Origin of the sequence: Micromonospora mirobrigensis (assembly GCF_900091555.1) — a bacterium.
Lineage (GTDB): Bacteria > Actinomycetota > Actinomycetes > Mycobacteriales > Micromonosporaceae > Micromonospora > Micromonospora mirobrigensis.
Genome location: NZ_FMCX01000006.1, coordinates 134,105 through 158,782, shown reverse-complemented (window position 1 = coordinate 158,782; position 24,678 = coordinate 134,105). Strand labels below are relative to the sequence as shown.

The window sequence follows — 24,678 nt, the reverse complement described above, 5'->3', positions numbered from 1 at the left end:
CATGGCGAGGGCCCGGGCACGGATCGCGGCGCTCCTCCTCGCGCTCGGCGTACTCGCCGGGGCCACCATCGGCTGGCCGTTGGTCGGTGGCACACCGGCGTACGCCGCACCGGCCGCGCCCGTCACCCGGGCCGCCGCCGCTGCCGACCTGTGCAGCACCCAGGAGTGGCAGACCGACTTCCGTGCCTGCGTCGCCAAACTTCAGGAGGTTTCTGCCAGCCGTGCGGAATGCTTGAAGCCGCCGACTTCCAGCACTCCGGATGCCGGGTTGGCTGGTTGGTTCGCAACAGCGCCATCCGCCACCTCTACTAGCGGTGTGACCGGCCGCTACACCCTCTACGGGTACGGCGGATACGGCTACACCACTTATGACGTCGACGGCGGATGCGCGTCCTCGGTGCTTCACCCGGACTACACCTTCACCAACACCGTGGCCAATGGCGAATTCATGATCGCCACAGCAATCATCGGCGCCTCGAATGCCTTGCGAGAACGAGCTTGGGATCCTGGCTCGATGTGGGGCTGGGCCGATCCGCTTGTGGAGCAGGCCACCAAGGCCGTCTACAAGAAAGTGTTCAGTGTCTTCGGCATAGTTACCCTCTGCGTAGTTGGCTTGTATCTGCTCTGGCGATCCCGACAGGCGGATATGAGCAACGCGATGACCACCGCAGGTTGGGCGCTACTGGTGATGGTTGCGGTGACCGCCTTGGCCGCTTGGCCAGTTAAGTCTGCCAACATTGCGGATAGCGGCCTGGTAGCTACGCTGGGTGTTGTGCACGATGCCGTCGGACCGCAAGCAAAGGCCCCGGCGCCCGGACGCTGCATTGCAAAGGATCCGAACCGGTGCAAGGACCTTCGTCCACCAGCGGTACGAGCCAGCGATACGGCGACCGATTCGATGCTCTACCGGAACTGGTTGCGAGGGCTACTCGGCTCGGCCGACAGCGAGACAGCCAAGAAGTACGGCCCAGCACTCTACGACGCTCGCGCACTGACTTGGGGCGAAGCTCAGTCCATACGCGCCAATCCAGCTACGCGGGAAGCGACCATCAAGGCGAAGCAGCAGCAGTGGATGAAGGTCGCCGAGCAGATCAAGTCGGAGGACCCGGAGGCGTACGAGTACCTCCAGGGCGTGCGGGACATGGACCGGGTCGGGGCAGGCTTCATCGCGGTGCTCGCCTCGGTACTCTTCGCGATGTTCGACCTGACCGCGTCCCTGTTGGTCCTGCTGGGGTTCCTGATCTTCCGGTGGGCGGTGATCTCGGCACCGATCCTCGGCACGATCGGCCTGATGCGGCCGGCGAGCGCCGGGTTGCGCCGGCTGGGCAACGCCGTCGTCGCCGCCGTCTTCAACATCGCCATCTTCGGCACCGGCGCGGCCATCTACCTCTTCGCGGTCGACCTGATCATGAGTACGCCGACCCTGCCCGGCTGGCTCCAGGTGGTGCTGGTCTGGCTCTGCGGCGTGGTCGGCTGGCTCCTGCTGCGCCCCTACCGGCGCATCACCCAGCTCGGCGGCAAGGACGGCAGCGAGGCGGTCAGCTCGGCCGGCTCGTGGCACCGCCGCTTCTTCCGCGACGTCCGGGTGGCCGCGCGGCTGGACGTGGTGGAGCCGGGTGGCACCACCGATCCGGCGATGGGTCGCCGCCGCGGCGTGGTGCCGGAGCAGGTCAGCCTGCGCCCCGAGGCCCGCCGGGAGGACCCGGTGCACTCGGCGACCCGGCCGGAGACGACCGGGGCCGCCGAGCGGCAGCGCCCGGACGGGCGGGAGAGCACCGGCGAGGCACCCGAGGTCGAGCAGCGACGCCCGGAGCGGCCGGTCCCCCCGCAGCCCCGCCGCCGGGCCCCGGCCACCTGGACCGAGCCGGACGTGCCGGAGAAGAACACCTCCTTCGCCATCTATCGGCCCGGGTCGGCCGACCGGGAGCCCGCGCAGCCCACGTCCCGGGTCCGGTCCGAGGCACGGTGACGGTCATGCGACGGGCGCTGGAGTTCCTCTTCACCCGGGCACTGCGGTCGAGGATCGGCGTGGCGCTCGGCATCGCGGTGGTGGTCTTCGGAATCATCGGCGCGGCGCGCCTGGTCTCCGGGCCGGACCAGTCGGCGACCGGACTGACCACCCGACCGCGCGAGCCGATCACCACGGTGGACCCACACACCGGTGACGACGGCGCGAACCTCACCCCGGAGCCGCCGTCACCGCGGACCCGGGCCGGGGCGTTGACCCCGGAGCGCACCGCCGAGCGGTTCGCGGCGGCCTGGCTGGGCGGTGGCCCCGACGCGAAGCGCTGGCAGGACGCGATGCGTCCCTTCTCGACCCCGACCCTGATCGAGCAACTGCGCGGTGCGAACCCGGCGGGAGTGCCGGCGACGCAGGTCACCGGGGAGCCCACCCTGCAGCCGCGGACCGAGACCATCACCGAGGTCACCCTGCCGCTCGACTTCGGCCGGCTCCGGCTGACCCTCGTCTCGCCCGACGGGCGATGGCTGGTGGACACCGTCGACTGGGAGCGGGAATGACCGACGACGCCGCATCTTCGACGCCCCGCCGTACCCTGCGCCGCGGCGCGGTCGCCGCCGCGCTGACCGCGCTCCTCGCGCTGCTCTGCTGCCTCGGCGGCGCGGGCGCGTTCCTGCTCACCGAGCTCGGCGACGAACAGAAGGACGATCCGAGCATCGCCGGGCTCACCTGCGGCACGTCGCACACGGTCAAGTCCACCGGCATCATGCCCCGCTTCACGAAGTACGGCGACGACCAGATTCGCAACGCCGCGGTCATCATCAAGGTCGGCCAGGACATGAAGGTGCCGGCCCGGGGCTGGGTGATCGCCGTCGCCACCGCCATGCAGGAGTCGGCCCTGCGCAACCTCGGACACCTCGGCCGGCGCAACGACCACGACTCGGTGGGCCTGTTCCAGCAGCGCCCCAGCCAGGGCTGGGGCACCCCGGCCCAGTTGCAGGACCCGGCGTACGCGGCGGGCAAGTTCTACCAGAAGCTGCTCACCATTCCCGACTGGGAACGGCTCAGCCTCTGGGAGGCCGCCCAGAAGGTCCAGGTCAGCGCGTTCCCCTACGCGTACGCCAAGCACGAGGACCTGGCCGGTCAGATCGTCGACGCGCTGGCCGGCGGGGCGGCCCGCACCGTGCAGCTGGGCGCCAAGGCGGTCTGCAACGTGGCCGCCGGCGCCCGGATCGCCGCCTCCGGCTGGACCGCGCCCCTTCCGGGCGGGGTGGTCTCCGGCTTCCGGACCGCGGCCCGACCGGCGCACAACGGGGTGGACCTCGCGGCCGACAAGGAAACCCCGATCCATGCCGCCGCCAGCGGTCGGGTCCTGGTCGCCCGCTGCGACCCCGACCACAGCGGACGCCGGGACTGCGACGTGGACGGCTACCCCGGCAAGGGCGGCTGCGGGTGGTTCGTCGACATCCTGCACGCCGGGGGCTACATCACCCGCTACTGCCACATGATCCGGCGACCGTTGGTGAAGCCGGGCCAGCTGGTGACCGTCGGCGAGGAGATCGGCCGCAGCGGCAGCAGCGGCAACTCCTCCGGCCCGCACCTGCACTTCGAGGTCCACGTCGACGGCGACCGGTCGAAGGCCGGGGCGATCAACCCGGTGCCGTTCATGCGCGAACGCGGTGCCCCGGTGGACCGGACGGCATGAGGTCACCCAGCAGATGACCGGGCCCCTCCCCGACCCCTTCGCCGGCCAGCCGGACTGGGCCCCGCTGCCACCCCGACCCGTCGAGATCGTGCCGGCGACCGGCCGGGTCGAGCTGCGCGGCCGGCGCGTCCTGGTCGGCCTGCCCGGGCTCGGCTGGCGCGGCGACCTGCGCGCCGACGACCGGGTGGTGCAGAACAGCCGCACCTACGTGCCGATCATCCCGGAGCACGAGTGGTACCGGGCGGAGTCCGAGCAGGTGGAGGTGTTCGCCCCGCTGGTGCCGGTCGAACGGGTCTGGGTGGAGACCGTCGGCGAACGGCCGCCCGGCACCGGCACGGCACCCACCGCCGGTTCCCGGTTGGTCTCCCTGGACCAGCCCTCGCACCGCCCATCCACGCCGGTCTTCGAGGCCGACGCGGTGAGCGGGCGCCGGGTGGTGCACGTGGTCGACGGGACCGAACATCGGGACCTGCGGGCCGTCACGGAGACCTACTCCGGGGCGGAGGGCGACATCTGCGTCCGGGTCACCTCGGAGCTGGAGTGGTACCGCTGGGCCTGGCGCGGCCAGCCGCCCACCACCCTGGAGGTCCCGGTGCACCTGCTCTGGATCGAGTGATCCTCAAACTGGTTCAGCCGAGCAGACCTTCCAACCGCCTCGATCCGCGACTTGGAATCGCCAACCATCGGTCACGCTCTGCTGAACGCCGTCGATCACTGCGCTTCTCCTGATGACAGCGCCCACCGTGGCGTTAGTGGGATCCACCTGTGAAACAACCACGTTCTCGATATTAATGGAGAACGTCGTTTTCAACTCCTGCTCGCGGCTAGTGACCTCCTCCCGGAATTCATCCATCGAAGACAGGGGCCCGGCGCAGGTGAAGAGCGTCGCGCGATTGTCATCCCTGGCGACAAGGAGAGATTGCAGGTAGTTGACCACAACGACGTCCGGGGCGCTGCGATCAGGCGCCGTGGCCCGGTCGTACAGGACGAAGGCGGTCACCGCACCCCCGACCAGCAGCAGCGCCAGCACCCCCGCGACCACCGTCAGGACGGTACGCAGCCGGCGCGGCGGCCGGCCGGGCGCCGGTGCCGGCGCAAGGGGCACCGACTGGTCCGGCGGGGTCCGCTGCGCCGGTACTCGGGACACCTGGGAACCGGCGGGGGGCTGCACTGATTCCACCCCCTGAGGCTATCGGCTGGACGCCGCGTACCCAATGCCTCGGATCTGGCGGATCGTGGCGAACCGCCGGAAGGGACGCCGCCCGGCACGGCCTGGTCGGGCCGTGCCGGGCGGTCGTGCCGGGCGGCGGTCAGCGGATCCGGTACGCCCGGATGATCTCCTGCTCCACCTTGTTGCCGGCGTCGTCCCGGGCGGTGGCCCTGAGCGAGACGAACCCGGCGGCCGACGGGTGCTTGAGCATCGTCGACCAGGTGCCGGTGCCGTCGGCGGTCAGGGTCACCGGCTGCCAGGTGGCACCGTCGTCGTAGGAGACGCTGAGGGTGCCACCGGTCGGCTTGCCCGCGCCGGTCACCCCGCCGACGTGGACGGCGCTGACGCTGATCTTCTGCTGGCCGCCGGCCTTCACCGAACCGGTCAGGTCGGTGTCCACCCGGTAGTCGAGCTGGAGCAGCGGCAGCAGCACCCGCTCGTCCACCGTCGGCTTCGCGGAGCGGAAGGTCCACGCCGTCCGGGTGCTGGTGGGGGCGATCCACGGGCCCTCCGGGAGGGTGCTCTCCTGTTCGAAGCGGTACTCGGCCGCGCCGTCGGTGGGGGGCACGCTGGTCTGCACCGCCTGCGACGGCTGCTCCCGGCCGACCCGCACGCCGTTCTGGTAGAGCTGGGACTTCAGGGTGGCCGTGTCGTCGAAGCCGGTCATGTCGGTGTCACCGCTGTGCGGCGGCACGTTGACCGCGAGGAAGTCGCGGTCCCGGTACGGCAGCCAGTAGCCGGGGCCGAGCCGCGGCCGGGTGACCGGGTTGAACCAGTTGCGGGTCAGCTGCTGGCCGGGCTGGTAGACCATCCGGTCGTGCCGCTGCTCCCAGCCGGACAGCGTCTGGGCGCTCTCGTACCAGGCGGTGCCCGACTGGGTGGAGAAGTAGTCGACCCGGGTCGACGGCGCGGCGAACGGCTCGTAGACGCCCTGGCACGGCGGCCAGTAGTACGCCCGGCAGTCACCGGTCCGGTCGAAGACGAGCGACGGGGTGCCGGCACGGATGGTCTGGTCCACCCGGGCCAGTTCCTCCTCGGTCGGCGCGTACGTCGGGTCGACCGGCACCTCGCCCTTCCAGGCCCGGACCAGGCGGTACTGGTACGGGCTGAACGCCACGGCGGTGCCGCGCAGGACGAGGGTGCCGGCGCGGGCGGCGGCCAGCAGCGGTTCCCCCTGCGCGCGGGTCAGCGAGATCACCGGCACGTCGGTGAAGCCGGCCTGCTGGTAGTAGGCGCCCGGCCGGTCGTTGACGACCACGAGGAGCGCGGCCCCGGCGGCCTGTGCGGCCTGGGCCCGGGCGGCGGGCGTCACGGTGTCGTCCCGGGTCACCAGGACTGCCCTGCCCTTGGCGTCGACACCCTGGTAGTCCTCGGCGCGGCCGGTGCCGGCGTAGACGCCGGCCAACTCGACCTTGCCGTCGAGCCGGGTCGAGCCGGCCTGGTAGAGCGGGTCGAGCTGGCTGGTGGCGGGGGTGTGCGCGGCGAGCTTCAGGTGCGCCACGCCCCGGTCCCACCGGGCGGCGAACTCGTAGCTGCCGCCGGTGATCGGCCCGGTGGGGGCCGCGTACACGTCGTCGACCTGCGGGGAGACCTCGTAGAGGGCGCTGAAGGCGGCGTACCGGCCGCCGATGCCGGAGTCCCGGAAGTACTGGACCCGGCGGTAGCTGTCCTCGCTGGGACGGGGCGTGGCGACGGTGACCTTGTGCGCCTGCCGGGCGTCCAGCTCCACGGTCCGGTCGGCGTCGAGCTTGAGGCTCGGGTTGCCGAGCAGGGCGGCGCCGAGCGAGTCGGGCCCGCCGTCGCCGGCGACCGGCAGGAAGCCGGTGACGGTGTACTCGCCGGGCGGCAGGCGCAGCGTCGGCGCGGTGCCGGTGGCCGGGTCGAGCGCCACGGTACGGGTCATCTCGTCGCCGTAGCGGTAGACGGTCACGTACCCGCCGAGCGGCTTGCCGTCGCGGCCGGTGCCCTTGAGGGTGAGGCCGTAGCGCTCCTCCTCCTTGACCAGGGCGACGGCGGTGTGCGCGCGGGCCGCACCGGTGCCGTCGGTGGCGACCAGCGCGCCGGTGTACCGGCCGGTGCCGGCGACGGCGGTCGGGTCGCCGGTCACGGTGGCGCTGGCGGCGCCGCCCGCCGGTACGGTGACCTGCCGGGGCGAGACCGTGCCGAGGGCGACGGGGGTGCCGTCCGGGCCGCGGACGGTCAGCGCGAGGTCGAGGGTGACCGGGGCGGCTCCGCTGTTGCGGTAGGTGACGGTCCGGCTGACCGGCTGGTCGTCGGAGTGCGGCCAGGCGTGGAAGCCGAGGTCGGCCGAGCCGGTGGCCTGCAGGTCACCGAGGGCCGCGGGCACGTCGAGCCGCCCGGAGCCCACCTGGTACGGCGTGGTGCCGGGGAGCGTCTTCGACGCCGACATGAGGGCGTCCTTGATCCGGTCGGCGGACCAGTCCGGATGCCTCGCCGCGACGATGGCGGCGGCGCCGGCCACGTGCGGGGTGGCCATGGACGTGCCGCTCATCTTCACGTAGCTGCCGGTCCCCGGGCTCTGCGCGGCACGGGCGGCGAGGATCTGCACGCCGGGTGCGGAGATGTCCGGCTTCAGGCCCTGGTCGCCGAAGCGCGGGCCCTGGCTGGAGAAGGCGGCGCGGACGTCGCCGCCGTCGACGGCGGCGACGGTGAGGGCCGAGTCGGCCGCCCCCGGGCTGCCGATGGTCGACTCGCCGTAGGTGTTGCCGGCGGCGATCACGAAGAGGGTGCCGGTCTCGGCGGTGAGCCGCTCGACCGCCTGTGCCATCGGGTCGGTGCCGTCGCTGGCCTCCTGGGACCCGAGGCTCATGTTGACGACTCTGGCGTGGTGCGCGGCCCACTCCATGCCGGCGATGATCCAGGAGTTCAGTCCGGAGCCGGAGTCGTCGAGGACCTTGCCGATGAGCAGGTCAGCGCCGGGGGCGACGCCCTTCTCGGTGCCGCCGGACGCCGCGCCGGTGCCGGCGACGGTGGACGCGACGTGGGTCCCGTGGCCACGGCGGTCGCCGGTGTCGGAGCCGGGCACGAAGGAGACCGCGTCCTTGATCTTGCCGGCCAGGTCGGGGTGGGTGGCGTCGACGCCGGTGTCGAGCACCGCGACCGTGCTGCCGGTGCCGTCCGAGCCGGCGGCCCATGCCTGTGGCGCGCCCACCTGGGCGACGCTGTCCGCGAGGTCGACCTGCACCCGGCCGTCGAGCCAGAGCTTGCCGACGCCGCCGGCGAACCGGGCGGACCCGCCGGTCGGGGCCAGCGCCCGCCAGAAGGACGCCGCGTCCTTCTTGGCCGTGCTGAGCGCCATGCCGCTGATGCTGCGCAGGTCGCGTACCTTCCGGGCCTTCGCGGGCACGGCGGGCGCCGCGCCGCGGGCGGTGCCGTTGCCCGGGTACGTGGCGATCAGCGGCAACTCGCCGGCGTGTCCGTCGTCGAAGCCGTCCTCGATCAGGTCGGTGACGTTGAACAGTGCACGGTCGACCCGGTTGGCCGCGAGGTAGGGCAGCACCGCGTCGGGGATGACGTACAGGTCGCCCCCCACGGTCTGGGTCTGCACCCCTCCGGTGGATCCGGAGCGCCGGTCGACGCTGACCACGTCGGAACCCGTACCCGTGTGGGTGACCCGAACGACGTCGCCGGTGACCAGGGTGACGGTGTCGGTGACGCCGGTGGTGCCCGGTGGCGGGGTCGCGGGTGACGCCGGGCCGCCGGCGGCGGCCGGAGAGCCGGGTACGGCGGCGAGTGCCGCCGCGACGGTGACGGCGAGCAGCCGACGAGTACTTCGTGGCATCGAATGACCTTTCCATGAAGGGATGGCCAGACGATCCGGTGCGGGCCACCGCCGGGGCAACGGATTGGCCACGGCGGCTTCCTTCCATGACGTAAAACCGCCACACTTGGCCACCATTGAGGCGGCGGAGGCATGACATGGTGCTGGACGTGCTGGGACTGAGCAGCGAGGAAGGGGCGGCGTACCGGGCGCTGGTCTCGATGGCCTCGGCCGCTCCCACCGAGCTGGCCGCTGAGGTCGGCCGGGACGAGAGCGAGGCGGCGCAGCTGCTCGGCGTGCTGGAACGCAAGGGGCTGGCCGCGCGCAGCGTCGGAGACATCGGCCGGTTCGTGGCCTCTCCGCCGGCGACCGCGTTCGGCGCGCTGCTCCTGCAACGGCAGAACGAGCTGCGCCTGGCCGAACTGGAGCTGGGCTCGCTGACCGAGCTCTACCGGGCGGCGAGCGCCGGCCGGGGCGTGGCCGAGGTGGTCGACGTGATCATTGGGGTACCGGCCCTGCGGCAACGCCTGGAGCAGCTCCAACTCGGCGCACGGAGCGAGGTGATGACGTTCGTCAAGGCGCCGGTGGCGATCATCAGTGGCGCGGAGAACACCGCGGAGGACGCCGCCGTGGCCCGCGGCGTGCGCTACCGGGTGCTGCTGGAGCGGGCGATGCTCGACGAGGACGTGGACATCGACGGGATCGTGGCCGCCCACGACGCCGGCGAGGAGATCCGGATCACCGAGAGCCTGCCGCTGAAGCTGTTCATCGTGGACCGGGAGATCGCCATCGTCCCGCTGATCAGCTCGTCGGACGTGGCGACCACCGGGGCGCTGCTGGTGCACCAGAGCGGCCTGCTGGACGCCCTCGTCGCGCTCTTCGAACTGGAGTGGGCGGCGGCCATGGAGGTGACCACCTCGCCGGACGGCTTCGCCGGGACCGGGGTGGACGATCTGGACGTGCAGATCCTCACCCTGCTGCTCACCGGACTCACCGACCAGGCGGTCGCCGGCCACCTGCGCACGTCGCTGCGCACCGTGCAGCGACGGGTCCGGCGGCTGATGGACCTGGCCCGGGTGCAGACCCGGATGCAGCTCGGCTACCAGGCGGCCCGGCTCGGCTGGCTGCCAGGTGAGCCGGGCCGCTGCGGTGGGTAAAGACCGGCGCAGCGCCGACCGGCATCCGCCGGGAGCGGCCCCGGCTGGGATACGGTCACTGCTCGGGGAGCAGATGTCGGCCTCGGGAAGAGAGGTGGACGCGGTGGCCAGTCCGAAGGCGCGAGCCGGCCGGTCCGCCGCCCTGCACCGGCGGGCCGCGGCGACCGCGGCGGCCGCCGCCGGCATCCTCGACGAGATCCGCCCCGCTCCCGCGGACCACCATCGACAGTACGAGCTGGCGGAGCGGCTGCGGACGGCGGCGACGCTGGCCGCTCCCGGCTGGGCCGGCGAACCGCTCGAGAGCCTGGCCGCGACCACCCCACCGGGGGACGCCCCACCGCAGTTCGTCCGGGTGGGCACCGCCGCGCCGCTCGACGACGCCCGGTTCCCGGCGCTGGTGCCGCTGGTCGGCGCCGGTCACCTCAGCGTCGACGGGGACGCCACCGAGCCGCGGGTGGCCGGGCTGCTCCGGGCGGTGCTGCTGCGGCTGCTGGCCGGCACGCCGGCCGGTGGGCTGCTGGTGCGGGCGGTGGACGCCGCCGGGGAAACCTTCGCCGGGTTCGCGCCGCTGGCCGACGCGGGCCTGCTGCCGCCGCCGGCGGTCGACGTGGCCGGGTTGCGGGCGGTGCTCGACGAGGCCGAGCAGTGGGTCGGCACGGGCGCCACCCGGCAGCGCCGGCACGACCGTACGCTGCTGCTGGTGGTGGCCGAGCTGCCGGCCGGAACGGGCGCGAGCGACCTGGACCGGCTGGCGGAGCTGGCCGCCCAGGGCCCCCGGGCGGGGTTGCACCTGGTGCTGGCCGGTTGGCCGGCCCGACGGGATCCGCTGCCCCGGGCCACCCCGCTGGCGGTACGCAACGCGTACGCGCTGGTCGGGGATCCACCGGAGGCGGCGTTGAGCTCGCCCGGGTCGGCGTCCCCCGGTGGCCTGAACTCGCCGGTCTTCGTGGACGCGGATCCCCCGGCCGAGCTGGTGACGGCGGTCTGCCGCCGGCTGGCCCGGCAGATCGAGGACGGTTCCCGGCTCGCCCTGGCCGACCTGCTGCCAGCCGGGGAGCTGTGGGGGTCGACCTCCGCCGAGGGTCTGAGCACGATGGTGGGTGACGCCGCCGGCCGGCCGGTGAGCGTCGGTTTCACCGAGCTGACCCCGCACTGGCTGGTGAGCGGGCGTTCCGGGGCGGGACGGTCGGCGTTCCTGACCAATGTGCTGTTCGGCTTGAGCGCCCGGTACGGCCCCGACGAGCTGGCCCTCTACCTGACGGACCTGGGCGAGGGCGAGTCGTTCGCCGAGTTCCTCCAGACCGAGTTGGACCGGTCGTGGGTGCCCCAGGTACGGGCCGCGGGAATGGCCGCCGACCGGGAGTACGTGGCCGATCTGGTCGGTGAGCTGGAGACGGAGCTGCGCCACCGGGAGGAGGCGGGTCGCCGGGCCGGCGGGCAGCGCTATCCGGAGCTACGTGAGCACCAGGCCCTGCCCCGGATCGTCTGCGTGATCGACAACTTCCCCCTGCTGTTGCGGGAGCGGGACCGGCTGGCCGCCGAGACGCTGGCCCGGCTGGATGCGCTGGCGCGCGGCGGGCGGGCGTACGGCATCCACCTGGTCCTGGCCGGGGAGGGTGACCTGGGCATCGGCGGCCCGCGCCACCCGCTGCTCGGCCAGTTCCCGGTGCGGGTGGCGCTGCCCGGTGGGGCGGCGGTGCTGGAGCCGGCGAACGATTCGGCGGCCGGGCTGCCGGTGGGCAGCGCGGTGGTGAACACCGCCGGCGGGCTGGGCGGCCCGCGGGGCGCGACCCGGGGACACGAGCGGATGATCCGCTTCCCGGACCCGCACGAGGATCCGGACGAGCTGGCCGCGTTGCGGCAGCGGCTCTGGGCGGCCCGCTCCGGGGACGCCCCGTCGCCGCTGGTCTTCGCCGGCTACGCCCGGCCCCTGCTGGCGAACGACCCCCGCTACCGGGCGGCGACGGCGGGTCGGGCGCACGGGCCGGCCGCGCTGCTCGGTCGGGCGCTGGACGTCCGCCGCAGCACGGTGACGGTGCCGCTCGGGCCGGCCGCGGGACGGAACCTGGCGGTCCTGGGTCGCGACGACGAGGCACGACGGCTGCTGGTCACCGCCGCCCGGAGCGTGGCCGCCCACCATCCGGGAGCCCGGTTCGTGCTGGCTCCGCTGGTCGAGGGTTCGGTGGGCGCGGCGGACGAACTGGCCGGGGCGCTGGTGGGGTGCCCGGTGGAGACGGTGGACGCGGCCGGCCTGCGGGCGGCGATGGCGGCGGGCGAGCCCGGCTACCTGGTGGTGTTCGGGCTGGACGCGGTGGGCGAGGCGGAACTGCCCGGCGACCAGTTGCGGTCGGTGCTGCTCGACGGCCCGGCCGCGGGGCTGCACCTGCTGGGCTGGTGGCGGTCGGCGGCACCGCTGACCGCGCTGCTGGGCCCGGCGGGTGAGGTGGACAAGCTGACCGCCGTGGTGGTGACGGACCTGCCGGGCGCCCGGTTGGAGCAGCTCTTCGACCGGCCGGTGCTGTGGCGTCCCCGGCCCGGCCGGGCGATCCTCTGGGACGGTCCCGGCGAGCGGGGCACCGTGCTGGTGCCCTTCGGGGAGGCGGACCAGTGAGCGCGAGGAGTGAGCCGGGCCTGCGAGCCCCGCAGTCGCGAACAGAGGCGGACCGGTGAGCGCGAGGAGTGAGCCGGGCCTGCGAGCCCCGCAGCCGCGAACAGAGGCCGACCAGTGACCGACGTCGACACCGGGACCGCGGTGCCCGCCCCCCGCCCGGCCGGCGAGGCGGATCCGGCCGGGGCGGCCTGGGCGGACTACGTGGCGGCGGCCCGACAGCTGGACGGGGTCCGGCGGACCGCCGCGACCGCCGCCGGTGAGCAGGCCCGCGCGGTGCAGGCCGCCCGGGAGGAGCTGTCCGAGGTGCACGCGCGGCTGGCGCCGCAGCAGACGCGGCTGCGGGAGCTGGGCGTACCCGCGATCTCGCTGGTGCCGTCGCCGCCGGAACTGACCGAGGCGGCCCGGTCGATGGCGGGTGGCCCGACGGCGGTGCTGGCGGCGCTGCGCGCGGCGCGGGGCTGGGCGGACGCCGCGGACGGGGTGCTGGAGGCGCGGAGCCGGCTGCGGCCCACGTCGTGGGCGGCCGGGCCGCGCAACCTGCTGGTGTACGGGCCGGTGGCGCTGCTCGTCCCGGTGCTCCAGGTGATCCTGTTCGTGGCCACCGGCACCGGTGCGGCGAGCATCGCCGCGCTGCTCTGTGGGCTGCCGATGCCGGCGGTGGCGTTCATGGTGGGCTGGTTGGGCACCGGCCGGCTCTTCCCGGCCGGGCCGGACGGCCGGGTGGAGCGGACGCCCCGCTTCGGGGCGCTGGTCTGCCTGGTGCCGGCGGTGCTGACCACCGCCGGGATCGTGCTGGCGATGCTGGCCGGCTGAAGCCCGTCACCGGCCGACGCCGGCAGTCGCGTCAGCCGGCCGGTTCCGCTGAGCTCAGCTCAGCGGTGCAGGATCAGCGACATCGCCTCGGCGCGGGACTTGGCATCCTCCTGGTGGATGCCGCGTACGGCGGAGGTGATGGTCTTCGCGCCGGACTTCTGGATACCGCGCATCGCCATGCACATGTGCTCGCACTCCAGCACCACGATGACGCCGGCCGGGGCCAACCTGGTCATCAGCAGGTCGGCGATCTGGGAGGTGAGCCGCTCCTGGACCTGGGGGCGACGGGCGAAGACCTCGACCAGCCGGGCCAGCTTGGACAGGCCGGTGATCCGGCCGTCCGGGCCTGGGATGTAGCCGATGTGCGCGCTGCCCCGGAACGGGAGGAGGTGGTGCTCGCAGAGGCTCATCACGTCGATGTCGCGGACGAGGACGAGCTCCTGGTGGTTGGCCTCGAAGGTGGTGCTGAGCACCTGCGCGGGGTCGACCCGCAGGCCGGCGAAGAGTTCCGCGTACGCGCGGGCGACCCGGGCCGGGGTCTGCTGGAGCCCGTCCCGGTCAGGGTCCTCACCGACGGCGACGAGGATCTCCCGGACCGCCTTCTCGATCCGGGCGAGGTCCATGGTCTCCTCGACCGGCCGGCCGTTGAGCTTGCCGCTGATCAGTCGGGCGGCGACGTAGTCGAGCGCGTCGTCACCGGGCTCGGTTGCGGAGGCGGCCAGCCCCGATTCCTCGGGGCTGGCCGCGTCGTCGGTGTTCAGTGGATGCCGTCCGAGTTGTTCGAGGCGCCACCGACGGAGATGCCGTCGGCCGTGGCCTGCGCCTTGAGCTTCTCCTTCTCGGCGGGGGTGAGCACGGGCGGCTCGGTGGAGGGCATCCGCTTGCCGAAGCCGTTGTACGGCGCCAGCGGCGGACGCTTCACCACCCGGGCGCAGATCCGGGCCATGTCGGCGGTGGAGAGGGTCTCCTTCTCCATCAGCTCCAGGACCATGCTGTCCAGGACGTCCCGGTATTCCACCAGGATCTCCCAGGCCTCGTCGTGGGCCAGCTCGATCAGGGCCCGCATCTCGCCGTCGATCTCGGCGGCCACCGAGTCGGAGTAGTCCCGCTCGTGGCCCATGTTGCGGCCGAGGAACGGCTCGTCCCCGCTGGTGCCGTACTTGATCGCGCCGAGCTTGGAGCTCATGCCGTACTGCGTGATCATCGCACGGGCCAGCTGGGTGGCCTTCTCGATGTCGTTGCCGGCACCGGTGGTGGGCTCGTGGAAGACAAGCTCCTCGGCGGCCCGGCCGCCCAGCGCGTACGCCAGGGTGTCGATCATCTCGGCGCGGGTCTGGGTGTACTTGTCCTCCGTGGGGAGCACCAGGGTGTGCCCCAGCGACCGGCCGCGGGACAGGATCGTCACCTTGTGCACCGGCGCCGCGTGCGGCAGCGCCCAGGCGACCAGCGCGTGCCCACCCTCGTGGTACGCGGTGATCTTCTTCTCCTGGTCGCTCATCACCCGGGTCCGACGCTGCGGACCGGCGATCACCCGGTCGATCGACTCCTCGAGCGAGTCGTTGGTGATCGCCCGCTGGTCCTTGCGGGCGGTGAGCAGAGCCGACTCGTTGATCACGTTGGCCAGGTCGGCGCCGCTGAAGCCCGGGGTCCGCCGGGCTACCGCGTCGAGGTCGACGTCGGGCGTGAACGGCTTGCCCTTGCCGTGCACCCGCAGGATCGCCTTGCGGCCCTCCATGTCGGGGGCGTCGACCGGGATCTGCCGGTCGAAGCGGCCCGGGCGCAGCAGCGCCGGGTCGAGGATGTCCGGCCGGTTGGTGGCGGCGATCAGGATGACGCCACCCTTGGTGTCGAAGCCGTCCATCTCGACGAGCAGCTGGTTGAGGGTCTGCTCGCGCTCGTCGTGACCGCCGCCCATGCCGGCGCCGCGGTGGCGGCCGACGGCGTCGATCTCGTCGACGAAGACGATCGCCGGGGCGTTCGCCTTGGCCTGCTCGAAGAGGTCGCGGACCCGGCTGGCGCCGACACCGACGAACATCTCGACGAAGTCGGAGCCGGAGATGGAGTAGAAGGGCACCCCGGCCTCGCCGGCGACGGCCCGGGCGAGCAGCGTCTTACCGGTTCCGGGCGGGCCGAAGAGCAGCACGCCCTTCGGGATCTTGGCACCCAGGGCCTGGTACTTCGCCGGGTTCTGGAGGAAGTCCTTGATCTCGTGGAGCTCCTCGACGGCCTCCTCGGCCCCGGCCACGTCCGCGAAGGTGGTCTTCGGCGTGTCCTTGGTGATCATCTTCGCCTTGGACTTGCCGAAGTTGAGCACCCGGGAGCCGCCGCCCTGCATCTGCGACATGAAGAACAGCAGCAGGAGCACCAGCAGCGCGATCGGCAGCAGGTTGACCAGCAGGCTCACCCAGATGCTGTCCGAGGAGACCTTGGTGTCGGCCGGACCGGTGATCCGGTTGGCCGACTTGGCCTCCAGGACCTCGTTCCAGACCTGGCCGCCGACCTCGTACGGGAACTGGGCCTCGATGCGGTCGGTGTTGGTGTCACCGAACTTGGCCTTGTCCTTCAGGTCGATCTGGAGCGTCTGCTCCTTGTCCTGGAAGACGACCTTGTCGATGCCACCCTTGTTGAGCTGGTCCAGCGCGACGGACGTGTCCACCCGGTGGTAGCTGGGTCCAGCGGTGAACAGCTGACTGAGCACAACGGCGCCGAGGATGACCAGGATGATCCAGACCACCGGTCGGCGGAAGAAACGCGTACGTTCCATGCTGTCGTCGAGCGCCGAGACGCCCGCATCCTCCTGATCGACGTCCTGACCGACTGAATGGTGTCGCCGCCGTTGGCGGCGGCCGCAGCCGCCGTGCGGGCCGGCTCGACCCCCGAGGCGTGAAACTGCCGCGCCGCGGTCATTCGACGGTACACCGTCAGTGCCGGATGTGAGCTTGCGAGCCCAGCACTTACGCGTACGGCGAACCGGGGTTTGCGCCGGCGTGACGTGGACACCGCGCCCGTCCTCCGGGCCGCCCGGTCGTGCGGCTGAAGGGGTCGGGCGTGGAGAGTGCCTCCACGTCACCGACCCATACCGTAGTCCGTTCAGCTGAGAGCCCGCTGAACGTCCGCTTGACGAGACCGGCACCGACGGTGGATCCGGCCGGCGCGGCCCGCCCCAGGCGCGGGCGTGGACCTCGGGCCGCGCCTCAGGCGCGGGCGTAGACCTCGGGCTTCAGGACGCCCACGAAGGGCACCTCGCGGTAGCGCTCGCCGAAGTCGAGGCCGTAGCCGACGACGAACTCGGTGGGGATGTCGAAGCCGACGTACTTGACCGGGACCGGCACCTTGACCGCGTCCGGCTTGCGGAACAGGGCCACCACCTCGACGCTGGCCGCCGAGCGCGACTCCAGGTAGCGCAGCAGCCAGGAGAGGGTCAGACCGGAGTCGACGATGTCCTCGACGACCACCACGTGCCGCCCGGCGATGTCCCGGTCCAGGTCCTTGAGGATCCGGACCACGCCCGAGGAGGTGGTGCCCTGGCCGTACGAGGAGACGGCCATGAACTCCAGCTCGGCGGGGGGACCCTGCCGGCCCAGCGCCCGGGCGAAGTCGGCCATGAACATGACCGCGCCCTTGAGGACGCAGACGAGCAGCAGCCCGTCCTCGACGTGCGCGTAGTCCGCGGAGACCTGCTTGGCGAGCTCCGCTGTCTTCTCGCGGATCTGCGCCTCGGAGATGATCACGTGGTCGATGTCGGCGTCGTACCAGGAGCCGTCAGCCATGACTCCTAGCCTGCCGTACGCCCGGCGGCCTCCGTCGGCGGGGCCGCCGGTTTTCGCCACGACCCCGCCGGGATTTTTCCCGCCAACGGTGCAAATCACCTCAGCAGGGGCGGGACCGCCAGCGGCGGCCGTCGGTCGTCGGCTTCCAGTCGGCCGAGTCGCGGCTGTCCGTGGTGAGCCCGGCGGCCGACGCGACGGCCAGCGCGAGCAGCAGCAGTGGGAGCAGGAAGAAGGTCATGGCGGCGCTCACTTTCGCGTGGTTCTGGGTGGTTTTCGCCGCCGGTGCGCACCGGACTTGACCCAGTCTGCGCCCCACCCACCACGACGGACAGCGGCAGAAATGACACTGGCCATCGATATTCTGCCACCGCCTCGGTTACCCTCGTCACATGCTCCGATCGGTGGCCGTCCTCGCGCTCGACCGGGTCGCCGTGTTCGAGCTGGGGGTGCTCGCCGAGGTCTTCGGCACCGACCGCACCGCCGACGGCTTCCCCGACTACCGCTTCGCGGTGTGCAGCCCCGACGGTGGCCCGGTCCGTACCGCCTCCGGCTTCCAGCTCGTCCCGCATGCCGACCTCACCCCGATCGAGGACGCCGACCTGGTGGCCGTCCCCGCCCACGCCGACGGCTACACGGTCCCCGAGCCGGTGCTCGCCGCCCTGCGCCGGGCCGCCGAGCGGAGCGCCTGGCTGTTCAGCGTCTGTTCCGGTGCGTTCGTGCTCGGCGCGGCCGGCGTGCTCGACGGCCGGGACTGCACAACCCACTGGCGGTACGTCGACGAGCTGCAACGCCGCCACCCACAGGCCCGGGTCAGCTGCAACTCGCTCTACGTCCAGGACGGCCGACTGCTCACCAGCGCCGGCACCGCCGCCGGCATCGACGCCTGCCTGCACCTGATCCGGCAGGAGCACGGCTCGGCGGTCGCCACCCGACTGGCCCGCCGGATGGTCGTCCCGCCGCACCGCGACGGCGGTCAGGCCCAGTACGTCGAGGTGCCCATCCCCACCACGCCCGAGGCGCCCACCCTCGAACCGGTGCTGGAGTGGCTGATGGGCCACCTGGACCGACCGGTCACCGTGGACGACCTGGCCGGCCGGGCCGGCATGGCCCCGCGTACCTTCGCCCGCCGGTTCCGCGCCGAGACCGGCACCACCCCGCACGACTGGGTGACCAACCAGCGGGTGCTGCTGGCCCGGCGGCTGCTGGAGGAGACCGGGCTGAGCGTGGAGGAGGTCGCCGGCCGGGCCGGTTTCGGCGACGCCGCCGGGCTGCGGCACCACTTCACCCGGCGGGTCGGCACCACCCCGCACAGCTACCGGGCCACCTTCCGGGCCCGGGTGGCGGCTCACCAGCCGTAGCCACCGCCGTCGACCCGGGGCTCCGAGCCCACCGCGTACCCGCCGCCGGGCAGCCGCAGGATCGCCTGGCCGTACCCGAAGACCGCCGGCTCGGCCGCCACGGTCACCTCGTGCCCGCGGGCCCGCAGCCCGGCGACCAGTTCCCCGTCCAGCCCCGGCTCGACCAGCAGCGACCGGCCGGCGTGCCAGTACCAGCGCGGCGCGTCCAGCGCCGCCTGCGGATCCCGCCCGGCGTCCAGCAGCGCGGAGACGAGCTGCACGTGCCCCTGCGGCTGCATGTGGCCGCCCATCACCCCGAACGGCCCCACGGGCGCGCCGTCCCGGGTGAGGAAACCCGGGATGATGGTGTGGAACGGTCGCTTCGCCGGCCCCACCGCGTTCGGGTGGGCCGGGTCGAGCCGGAAGCCCAGCCCCCGGTTCTGAAGGGCGAAGCCGTGCCCGGGGAGCACCACCCGCGACCCGAAGGCCAGGTAGGTGGACTGGATCAGGCTGACCATCATGCCGGCGGAGTCGGCCGTGCAGAGGTAGACGGTGCCGCCGCGCTCCGGGTCGCCGGCCGACGGCGTACCGGCCCGGTCGGTCACCAGGGCCCGCCGCGCCGCCGCGTACCCGGGGTCGAGCAGGGCCGCCGTCGGGACCGCCGCCCGCTCCGGGTCGGCGACGTGGGCGTGCGCGTCGGCGAAGCCGAGCTTCACCGCCTCGACCTGCCAGTGCAGCCGGGACACCGGGTCGAGCGCCGCGAGGTCCACCCCGTCGAGCACGTTCAGCGCGAGCAGCGCGGCCAACCCCTGGCCGTTCGGCGGCAGCTCCCACACCTGGTGGCCCCGATAGGTGGCGGCCAACGGGTCCACCCACGTCGAGCCGTGCCGGGTCAGGTCGTCGCCGGTGAGCAGCCCGCCGGTCCGGGCGGCGTGGGCGTCCAGCGCCGCAGCGGTCCGCCCCCGGTAGAAGTCCGCCGCGCCGGTGGCGGCGATCCGGCGCAGGGTCTCCGCCGCGTCCGGGTTGCGCCACCACTCACCGGGCCGGGGCGCCCGACCGTCGACGGTGAACACCCGGCGGAACTCGGCGAACTCCTCCGCCGGCGGATCGTCGGCCCCGGCCAGGGCCCGCGCCCAGGCCGCCGCCACCCCGGCGGAGACCGGGTGCCCGTGCTCGGCGTACCCGACCGCGTCGGTGAAGAGGTCGGCGAACGGCAGCGAGCCGAACCGGTCGTGCAGGTCGCGCCAGCCGGCCGGCGCCCCCGGCACGGTCACCGGCAGCCAGCCCCGGGCCGGCATCGCCGCCCCCTGAGACTGGGCGCCGCCGAGCGCGTCGACCGGCGCGACCTCCCGCCGCTGCGACGCGGCGAGTACCACCTCCCGGGTGAGCCCGGCCGGCGACCGTCCGGAGGCGTTCAACCCGTGCAGCCGCTCCCCGTCCCAGACGATCGCGAACAGGTCGCCGCCGATGTCGTTCGACGGCGGTTGCAGCACGGTCAGCGCGACCGCGGTGGCCAGCGCCGCGTCGACGGCGTTGCCGCCGCGCCGCAGCACCGCCAGGCCGGTGGCCGCGGCGAGCGGGTGGCTGGTCGCCACCGCGCCGTGGGGGGCGAAGAGCGGCATCCGGGGGTACGCCATCCGCCATGTCTACCGCGTCCCGCGGCTCCCGGTCGATCCCTCGGCGGCCACTATCCGGCCGGCCGCTCCGCGAGCGCGCCCAGGTGGGCGGCCTGGGTGATGCGGATCCGCTGCGACAGCACCGCCCAGCAGGCGGCCTCGTACGGCGAGTGGAAGCCGCACGGCCGCAGCCCGGGCAACTGCCGTTGGGCCGCCCCGACGACCGGATCCCGTTCGCCGACGGCGGGCCAGCCGGTGGCGTCGACGTCGAGCGAGAGGAACCGTGCCGTCTGGACGACCGCGGCGTCCAGGTCGCCGGGGCCCGCCACCGCGATCCGGGCGGTCCGGCCGTGCTGCTCGACCGTCACCGTCGCCGGCGACCAGTCCCGGTCGACCAGGAAGGCGGTCCGGAGTGCGTCCGTCCCGTCGTGTCCGGGCAGGGCGGCCGGGGCGAAGCCCTCCCAGAAGGCGCGGGAGGTGGCCAGCGACCAGGGGCCGGCGACCCGGCGGGTGGTGGTGTGGGTGCGCATCTGCTCGTCGTATCAGGCCTGGTCGTGGATGGTGACGGCGTAGCCGTCGGGATCCCGGAAGGTGAAGGTCCGGCCGAACGGGCCGTCGACCGGGGCGGCCTCGATCGGCACCCCGGCGGCGACCAGGTCGTCGTGCAGGGTCTGGGCGTCGTCGGCCTTCAGCCACAGCGCCACGCCGGCGCCGAGCCGGGGCGTGACGGCGTCGAGATCCACGCCGGGCAGCGGCTCACGGACCGCGAACGCCACCGGCGTGGTGGCGAAGGCCACCGCCTGCGGCGGTGCGGCGGGCGATCGGCGCAACCCGAGCCGCTGCTCGTAGAAGGCGGCGGAGGCTTCGAGATCCCGCACCTGGAGGGCGATGAAGTCGGGTCCGGTGACAGTCATGGTGGTTCCTCTCCTCCCCCCGCTGACTTCTGCTGGCAACTTCGGGGAAGTTGCTGCCTCCCACCACCCGGAGCCCGCAACTTCCCGGGAGTTGGCCGGGTCGCCGGGCCCGACGACCCCCGCTGAGCCGGGCGTGGCTCAGCCGGCCAGGGTGAGCCGGCCCGCGCTCCGGGACACGCACAGCCCGCCCGGCAGGTGCACCGGCCCCTGCCCGTGCCACGCCGTCACCAGCGCGTCCAACGCCAGCACGTGCCGGTACGACAGGGCGGCCGCCGACGCGCCCAACTCCCGGGCCCAGGCGTGCAGCACCCGGGTGCGTACCGCCGGTGGCAGGTCGGTCAGGGCGGCCACCGCGAGCCCGTCCGCGACCCGGGCAGCCGCCAGCGCGGCGGCCGCCAGGTCGTCGAGGGCGGCGGTGTCCTCGGCGACCAGCCGGGCGGTCCGGGCCAGGTTCGTCACCACCCCCCGGCCGAGCACCCGGACCAGCTCCGGCAGCAGGTCGTGCCGGACCCGGGCCCGGGCGTACGCCGGGTCGGTGTTGTGCGGGTCGTCCCAGGGCGTCAGGCCCAGCGCCGCGCACGCCGCGCGGGTCTGCTCCCGACCGACGTCCAGCAGCGGGCGCAGCAGCGGCACCCCGGACAGCTCCCGCCGCTGCGGCATCCCGGCCAGTCCGCGCGGGCCGGCGCCCCGGGCCAGCGCCAGCAGCACCGTCTCGGCCTGGTCGTCGCGGGTGTGGCCGGTCAGCAGCGCGACCGCCCGGTGCTCCCGGGCGCACTCCACCAACGCCCGGTAACGGGCCTCCCGGGCGGCGGCCTCCGGCCCACCCGGCCGGCCGGCGACGGTCACCCCCACCGCCTGCGCCGGGTCCAGCCCGGCGTCGGCCGCCCACTTCACCACCTCGGCGGCCCGCCCGGCGGAACCGGGCTGCAGCCCGTGGTCGACGCTGACCAGGCCGGGACGCAGCCCCAGCCGCGGTGCCACGAAGGCGGTCGCGGCGGCCAGCGCCAGCGAGTCCGCCCCGCCGGAGCAGGCGACCAGCACCGTCGCGCCGGCCGGCAGCCCGGTCAGCGACCGACGGACAGCGGACCGGACCTCGGCGACCGGCGGGGCGAGAGCGGCCACGGTGGACGGCTCAGTCGGCGACCGGGAGGCCGCCGGCCGGCCCGTGAACGCGGGCCACCCAGGCGTCCGGGTCGCCCAGCTCCTCGATCCGGGGCAGGGTCAGCGGCGAGCTGAAGATCTTGTTGAAGCCGGCCATCCCGACCCGCTCCACCACCCCGTGGACGAACTTGCGGCCCTCGGCGTACTGGCGCATCTTGACCTCGACGCCGAGCAGCCGGCGGATCGCCTTCTCCAGCGGGTTGCCCGACTCGCGGCGCCGGTTGAACGCGGCGCGGATCGACTCGACGCTGGGGATCACCTGCGGGCCGACGCCGTCCATCACGAACTCGGCGTGCCCCTCCAGCAGGGTCATCAGGGCGGTGAGCCGGTCCAGCACGGCCCGCTGGGCCGGCGTCTGGACGATGTCCAGCACGCTGCTGCGACTCTCCGGGTCCTTCACCGCGTCGGAGAGCGTCGCCACCCCCCGGCGCAGCCGTTCCAGCAGGTGCTCGCTGTTCTGCGAGGCGTCGACGAAGGCCTGCACCTCGCCGAGGAAGTACGCCCGCATCCACGGCACCGAGGTGAACTGCGTCCGGTGGGTCACCTCGTGCAGGCAGACCCAGAGCCGGAAGTCCCGCGGGTCGGCGCCGAGCTTCCGCTCCACCTCGACGATGTTCGGGGCGACCAGCAGCAGCTGGCCGGGGTCACCGGAGAAGACCTCGTACTGGCCGAGGACCCGGCCGGAGAGGTACGCCAGGACGGTGCCGGCCTGGACGCCGGTGAGCCGGGAGCCGATCGCCTCGGTCAGCGGGCCGGGCTGCTTGTCCTTCGAGAGCCGGCTGACCAGCGGGGTGATCACCTCGCGCAGGCCGGCGATGTTCGCCGCCGCCCAGTCCCGCCGGTCCACCACCTTCACCGGCGGGTGGGCCACCTGCGAACGCAGCCCGGTGTAGTCGGCCACGTGCCCGGCCGCCTCCTCGGTCAGCCGACGCAGGTCGGCGACCACGTCGGTGGCCTCGGCGTACGACACCCGGGGGCCCGACTTGCTCAACGCCCCCGCCGTAGCGGCCGCCAGATCCCAGTCCACGAACTGCGCCATCACCCCACCGTACCCGCGCCGCGACACCCCGAACCGCCGTCGACCGGGCATCGCCGGGGGCGGCGGTCAGCGGCAGCCGCAGACGGCCAGGGCGGAGGTGATCCGGTCGAGGGCCTGGCGGGTGCCGTCCATCGAGTCCGCCGGCGCCTGGTCGGTGAGCACGGCGAAGGTGAGCAGCCGGCCGTCGGCGGTGGTGACCAGGCCGGCGATCGCGTGCACCCCGGTCAGCGTGCCGGTCTTGGCCCGGACCACGCCCGCGCCGGCCTTCGTGGCCGCCACCTGGTACCGCTCGTTCAGCGTGCCGGACCAGGCCGCCACCGGCAGGCCGCCGAAGATCGCGCCCAGCTCCGGGTGCCGGCCGTTGCCGGCGATGGTGAGCAGGTCGGTCAGCAGGGACGGGCTGATCCGGTTGTTCCGGGACAGGCCGCTGCCGTCGGCCAGGTCCAGCTCGTCGGCGGGCAGGCCGAGCTCGCCCGCCACGACGTCCATCGCCCTGCCGGCCCCGACGAACGACGCCGGCTGCTTGCGGGCCAGCGCCACCTGCCGGGCCAGCGCCTCGGCGATCACGTTGTCGCTGTCACTGATCATGATGTCGACCAGCCGGATGACCGGCAGGGACTGGACCTTGCCCAGCTCGGTGCCGGGCGCCGGGGCCCCGGCGGCGGGGCTGGCCGGGGCGGCGGGCGCCCGGCCGGTGCCCACCGCGGAACCGGGCAGCCCGAGCAGCCGGGCGAAGGCCCGGCCGGCGAACAGATCCGGCTCGGCCGTCCGCTCCGCCGCGTGGTTGGTCTCCTCGAAGGTCCGCCGGGCCTTGTCCGGCTCGCTGCGGGCGCCGTCGGTCATCAGCGCGGAGATCCGCGCCCCGAAACCACCGGTTGGGATGTCGCCGTCCCAGCCCGCCGCCACCCGCGGGCCCGGGAAGAGCGTCGCGTCGACGGTCACCTTCGTCGGCGCGGTGCCGCCGAGCGCCGCCTTCACCTGCCGGGCCAGGTCGTCCAGCCGGGCCGCGCCCGGATAGAACCCCTTGCCGTCCACGGCCAGCGTCGGGTCGCCGCCGCCGACGATCACCACCTCGCCGGGGGCCGCCCCGGCCACCGCCCGGGTGGGGATCCGGTAGCCGGGACCCCGGGCCTCCAGCACGGTCACCGCGGTCACCAGCTTGGTCACCGAGGCCGGCACGGTGGGTGCGTCGGCGCCCTTGGCGTACAGCGACGTGCCGGTCGCCACGTCGGCCACCGAGACGTTCACCCGGCTGCCCAGCTCCGGCTGACCGACCAGCGGGGCCAGGGCGGCGCGTACCCCGTCCGGGGTGGGCTCGGGCGCGTTCGGGTCGAGGCCGGCTAGGACCGCCTCCGGGTCCGGCTCGGGAGGCGTGGCGGTGGCGGTGGGCTTCGGCTCGTCCTCGCCAAGCCAGCCGGCGACCGGCCCCGGGCGGGCCACGAAGACGCCGACCCCGGCGAGCACCAGCAGCAGGACCGTGGCGAGCACGGCGAAGGGCAGGACACGACGACGGCGGGCCGGTGGGGGCGCCGGTGGGCCCGGGCGCGGGCCGACCGCCGTGCCGCTGGCGGCGGGCCGGCCGGCCACCGGTCGGGTCGGCGGGT

20 protein-coding genes are annotated in these 24,678 nt (G+C 73.8%); 8 read left to right on the top strand and 12 right to left on the bottom strand.

Going from position 1 to position 24,678, the window contains the following annotated elements:
• Position 1: 1 nt before the first annotated feature.
• From GA0070564_RS20425 to GA0070564_RS20410, 4 genes are read left to right on the top strand one after another with little or no spacing between them, the layout of a single operon-like run.
• Positions 2–1,969 (top strand): hypothetical protein, encoded by a 1,968-nt coding sequence (locus GA0070564_RS20425; RefSeq protein ID WP_091610730.1) that lies wholly within the window; start codon positions 2–4, stop codon positions 1,967–1,969.
• The gene (locus GA0070564_RS20420; protein ID WP_091610725.1) at positions 1,966–2,520 is read left to right on the top strand and encodes a hypothetical protein; all 555 of its coding nucleotides are present in this window, start codon (positions 1,966–1,968) and stop codon (positions 2,518–2,520) included. Before GA0070564_RS20425 ends, GA0070564_RS20420 begins: the two co-directional genes overlap by 4 nt.
• Complete coding sequence (locus GA0070564_RS20415) at positions 2,517–3,665, top strand: M23 family metallopeptidase (protein ID WP_091610722.1); 1,149 nt, start codon at positions 2,517–2,519, stop codon at positions 3,663–3,665. The genes GA0070564_RS20420 and GA0070564_RS20415 overlap by 4 nt, the downstream gene beginning before the upstream one ends.
• 13 nt (positions 3,666–3,678) lie before the next feature.
• Positions 3,679–4,281, top strand: a complete 603-nt coding sequence (locus GA0070564_RS20410; protein ID WP_091611606.1) for a hypothetical protein — start codon at positions 3,679–3,681, stop codon at positions 4,279–4,281.
• A gap of 3 nt (positions 4,282–4,284) precedes the next feature.
• On the opposite strand, the gene GA0070564_RS20405 is transcribed toward GA0070564_RS20410, so the two are convergent.
• Positions 4,285–4,845 carry a hypothetical protein gene (locus GA0070564_RS20405; protein WP_425412504.1) on the bottom strand — a complete coding sequence of 187 codons (561 nt, stop codon included), beginning with the start codon at positions 4,843–4,845 and terminating at the stop codon, positions 4,285–4,287.
• A gap of 130 nt (positions 4,846–4,975) precedes the next feature.
• Positions 4,976–8,677, bottom strand: coding sequence for a S8 family serine peptidase (locus GA0070564_RS20400; RefSeq protein WP_176730765.1), 3,702 nt, complete (start codon positions 8,675–8,677; stop codon positions 4,976–4,978).
• A gap of 137 nt (positions 8,678–8,814) precedes the next feature.
• Between GA0070564_RS20400 and GA0070564_RS20395 the strand changes: the two genes are divergently transcribed.
• From GA0070564_RS20395 to GA0070564_RS20385, 3 genes are all read left to right on the top strand, one after another.
• Positions 8,815–9,813 carry a TrmB family transcriptional regulator gene (locus GA0070564_RS20395; protein ID WP_091610711.1) on the top strand — a complete coding sequence of 333 codons (999 nt, stop codon included), beginning with the start codon at positions 8,815–8,817 and terminating at the stop codon, positions 9,811–9,813.
• 94 nt (positions 9,814–9,907) lie between these two features.
• Positions 9,908–12,424 carry an FtsK/SpoIIIE domain-containing protein gene (locus tag GA0070564_RS20390; protein WP_176730785.1) on the top strand — a complete coding sequence of 839 codons (2,517 nt, stop codon included), beginning with the start codon at positions 9,908–9,910 and terminating at the stop codon, positions 12,422–12,424.
• A gap of 114 nt (positions 12,425–12,538) precedes the next feature.
• Positions 12,539–13,237 (top strand): hypothetical protein, encoded by a 699-nt coding sequence (locus tag GA0070564_RS20385; RefSeq protein ID WP_091610703.1) that lies wholly within the window; start codon positions 12,539–12,541, stop codon positions 13,235–13,237.
• 59 nt (positions 13,238–13,296) lie between these two features.
• Here the strand turns inward: GA0070564_RS20385 and folE are convergent, their stop codons facing one another.
• The 4 genes from folE to GA0070564_RS29435 form a co-directional block, all read right to left on the bottom strand.
• The gene (folE, locus tag GA0070564_RS20380; RefSeq protein WP_091610698.1) at positions 13,297–13,959 is read right to left on the bottom strand and encodes a GTP cyclohydrolase I FolE; all 663 of its coding nucleotides are present in this window, start codon (positions 13,957–13,959) and stop codon (positions 13,297–13,299) included.
• 35 nt (positions 13,960–13,994) lie between these two features.
• Entirely contained in the window at positions 13,995–16,001 is a 2,007-nt protein-coding gene (gene ftsH, locus GA0070564_RS20375; RefSeq protein ID WP_091610695.1) for an ATP-dependent zinc metalloprotease FtsH, read from the bottom strand.
• 430 nt (positions 16,002–16,431) lie between these two features.
• On the bottom strand, positions 16,432–17,007 hold the full coding sequence (hpt, locus tag GA0070564_RS20370; protein ID WP_088968799.1) for a hypoxanthine phosphoribosyltransferase: 576 nt from the start codon (positions 17,005–17,007) through the stop codon (positions 16,432–16,434).
• A gap of 100 nt (positions 17,008–17,107) precedes the next feature.
• Positions 17,108–17,257 carry a hypothetical protein gene (locus GA0070564_RS29435; protein WP_218104979.1) on the bottom strand — a complete coding sequence of 50 codons (150 nt, stop codon included), beginning with the start codon at positions 17,255–17,257 and terminating at the stop codon, positions 17,108–17,110.
• A 139-nt stretch (positions 17,258–17,396) separates the two neighbouring features.
• Between GA0070564_RS29435 and GA0070564_RS20365 the strand changes: the two genes are divergently transcribed.
• Complete coding sequence (locus GA0070564_RS20365; RefSeq protein ID WP_091610692.1) at positions 17,397–18,365, top strand: GlxA family transcriptional regulator; 969 nt, start codon at positions 17,397–17,399, stop codon at positions 18,363–18,365.
• Here the strand turns inward: GA0070564_RS20365 and GA0070564_RS20360 are convergent.
• From GA0070564_RS20360 to dacB, 6 genes are all read right to left on the bottom strand, one after another.
• The gene (locus GA0070564_RS20360) at positions 18,353–19,981 is read right to left on the bottom strand and encodes a gamma-glutamyltransferase family protein (protein ID WP_091610687.1); all 1,629 of its coding nucleotides are present in this window, start codon (positions 19,979–19,981) and stop codon (positions 18,353–18,355) included. The two genes, GA0070564_RS20365 and GA0070564_RS20360, sit on opposite strands and share 13 nt — an antisense overlap.
• A 50-nt stretch (positions 19,982–20,031) precedes the next feature.
• Complete coding sequence (locus tag GA0070564_RS20355) at positions 20,032–20,490, bottom strand: DNA glycosylase family protein (RefSeq protein ID WP_176730763.1); 459 nt, start codon at positions 20,488–20,490, stop codon at positions 20,032–20,034.
• 12 nt (positions 20,491–20,502) lie between these two features.
• Entirely contained in the window at positions 20,503–20,874 is a 372-nt protein-coding gene (locus GA0070564_RS20350; protein WP_091610683.1) for a VOC family protein, read from the bottom strand.
• Between the two features lie 138 nt (positions 20,875–21,012).
• A complete protein-coding gene (gene tilS, locus GA0070564_RS20345; protein WP_091610679.1) occupies positions 21,013–21,996 on the bottom strand; it encodes a tRNA lysidine(34) synthetase TilS in 984 nt (327 codons plus the stop codon).
• Positions 21,997–22,006: 10 nt separating this feature from the next.
• A complete protein-coding gene (locus GA0070564_RS20340) occupies positions 22,007–23,074 on the bottom strand; it encodes a zinc-dependent metalloprotease (protein WP_091611602.1) in 1,068 nt (355 codons plus the stop codon).
• A 66-nt stretch (positions 23,075–23,140) separates the two neighbouring features.
• The gene (dacB, locus tag GA0070564_RS20335; RefSeq protein WP_176730783.1) at positions 23,141–24,562 is read right to left on the bottom strand and encodes a D-alanyl-D-alanine carboxypeptidase/D-alanyl-D-alanine endopeptidase; all 1,422 of its coding nucleotides are present in this window, start codon (positions 24,560–24,562) and stop codon (positions 23,141–23,143) included.
• Between the last annotated feature and the right edge of the window lie 116 nt (positions 24,563–24,678).

What these genes read in the sequence shown, in the direction of transcription:
- GA0070564_RS20425 (WP_091610730.1), top strand. Translation starts at nt 2, where the DNA reads ATGGCGAGGGCCCGGGCACGGATCGCGGCGCTCCTCCTCGCGCTCGGC.
- GA0070564_RS20415 (WP_091610722.1), top strand. Translation starts at nt 2,517, where the DNA reads ATGACCGACGACGCCGCATCTTCGACGCCCCGCCGTACCCTGCGCCGC.
- GA0070564_RS20410 (WP_091611606.1), top strand. Translation starts at nt 3,679, where the DNA reads ATGACCGGGCCCCTCCCCGACCCCTTCGCCGGCCAGCCGGACTGGGCC.
- GA0070564_RS20400 (WP_176730765.1), bottom strand. Translation starts at nt 8,677, where the DNA reads ATGCCACGAAGTACTCGTCGGCTGCTCGCCGTCACCGTCGCGGCGGCA.
- GA0070564_RS20395 (WP_091610711.1), top strand. Translation starts at nt 8,815, where the DNA reads ATGGTGCTGGACGTGCTGGGACTGAGCAGCGAGGAAGGGGCGGCGTAC.
- ftsH (WP_091610695.1), bottom strand. Translation starts at nt 16,001, where the DNA reads ATGGAACGTACGCGTTTCTTCCGCCGACCGGTGGTCTGGATCATCCTG.
- hpt (WP_088968799.1), bottom strand. Translation starts at nt 17,007, where the DNA reads ATGGCTGACGGCTCCTGGTACGACGCCGACATCGACCACGTGATCATC.
- GA0070564_RS20365 (WP_091610692.1), top strand. Translation starts at nt 17,397, where the DNA reads ATGCTCCGATCGGTGGCCGTCCTCGCGCTCGACCGGGTCGCCGTGTTC.
- GA0070564_RS20360 (WP_091610687.1), bottom strand. Translation starts at nt 19,981, where the DNA reads ATGGCGTACCCCCGGATGCCGCTCTTCGCCCCCCACGGCGCGGTGGCG.
- GA0070564_RS20355 (WP_176730763.1), bottom strand. Translation starts at nt 20,490, where the DNA reads ATGCGCACCCACACCACCACCCGCCGGGTCGCCGGCCCCTGGTCGCTG.
- GA0070564_RS20350 (WP_091610683.1), bottom strand. Translation starts at nt 20,874, where the DNA reads ATGACTGTCACCGGACCCGACTTCATCGCCCTCCAGGTGCGGGATCTC.
- GA0070564_RS20340 (WP_091611602.1), bottom strand. Translation starts at nt 23,074, where the DNA reads ATGGCGCAGTTCGTGGACTGGGATCTGGCGGCCGCTACGGCGGGGGCG.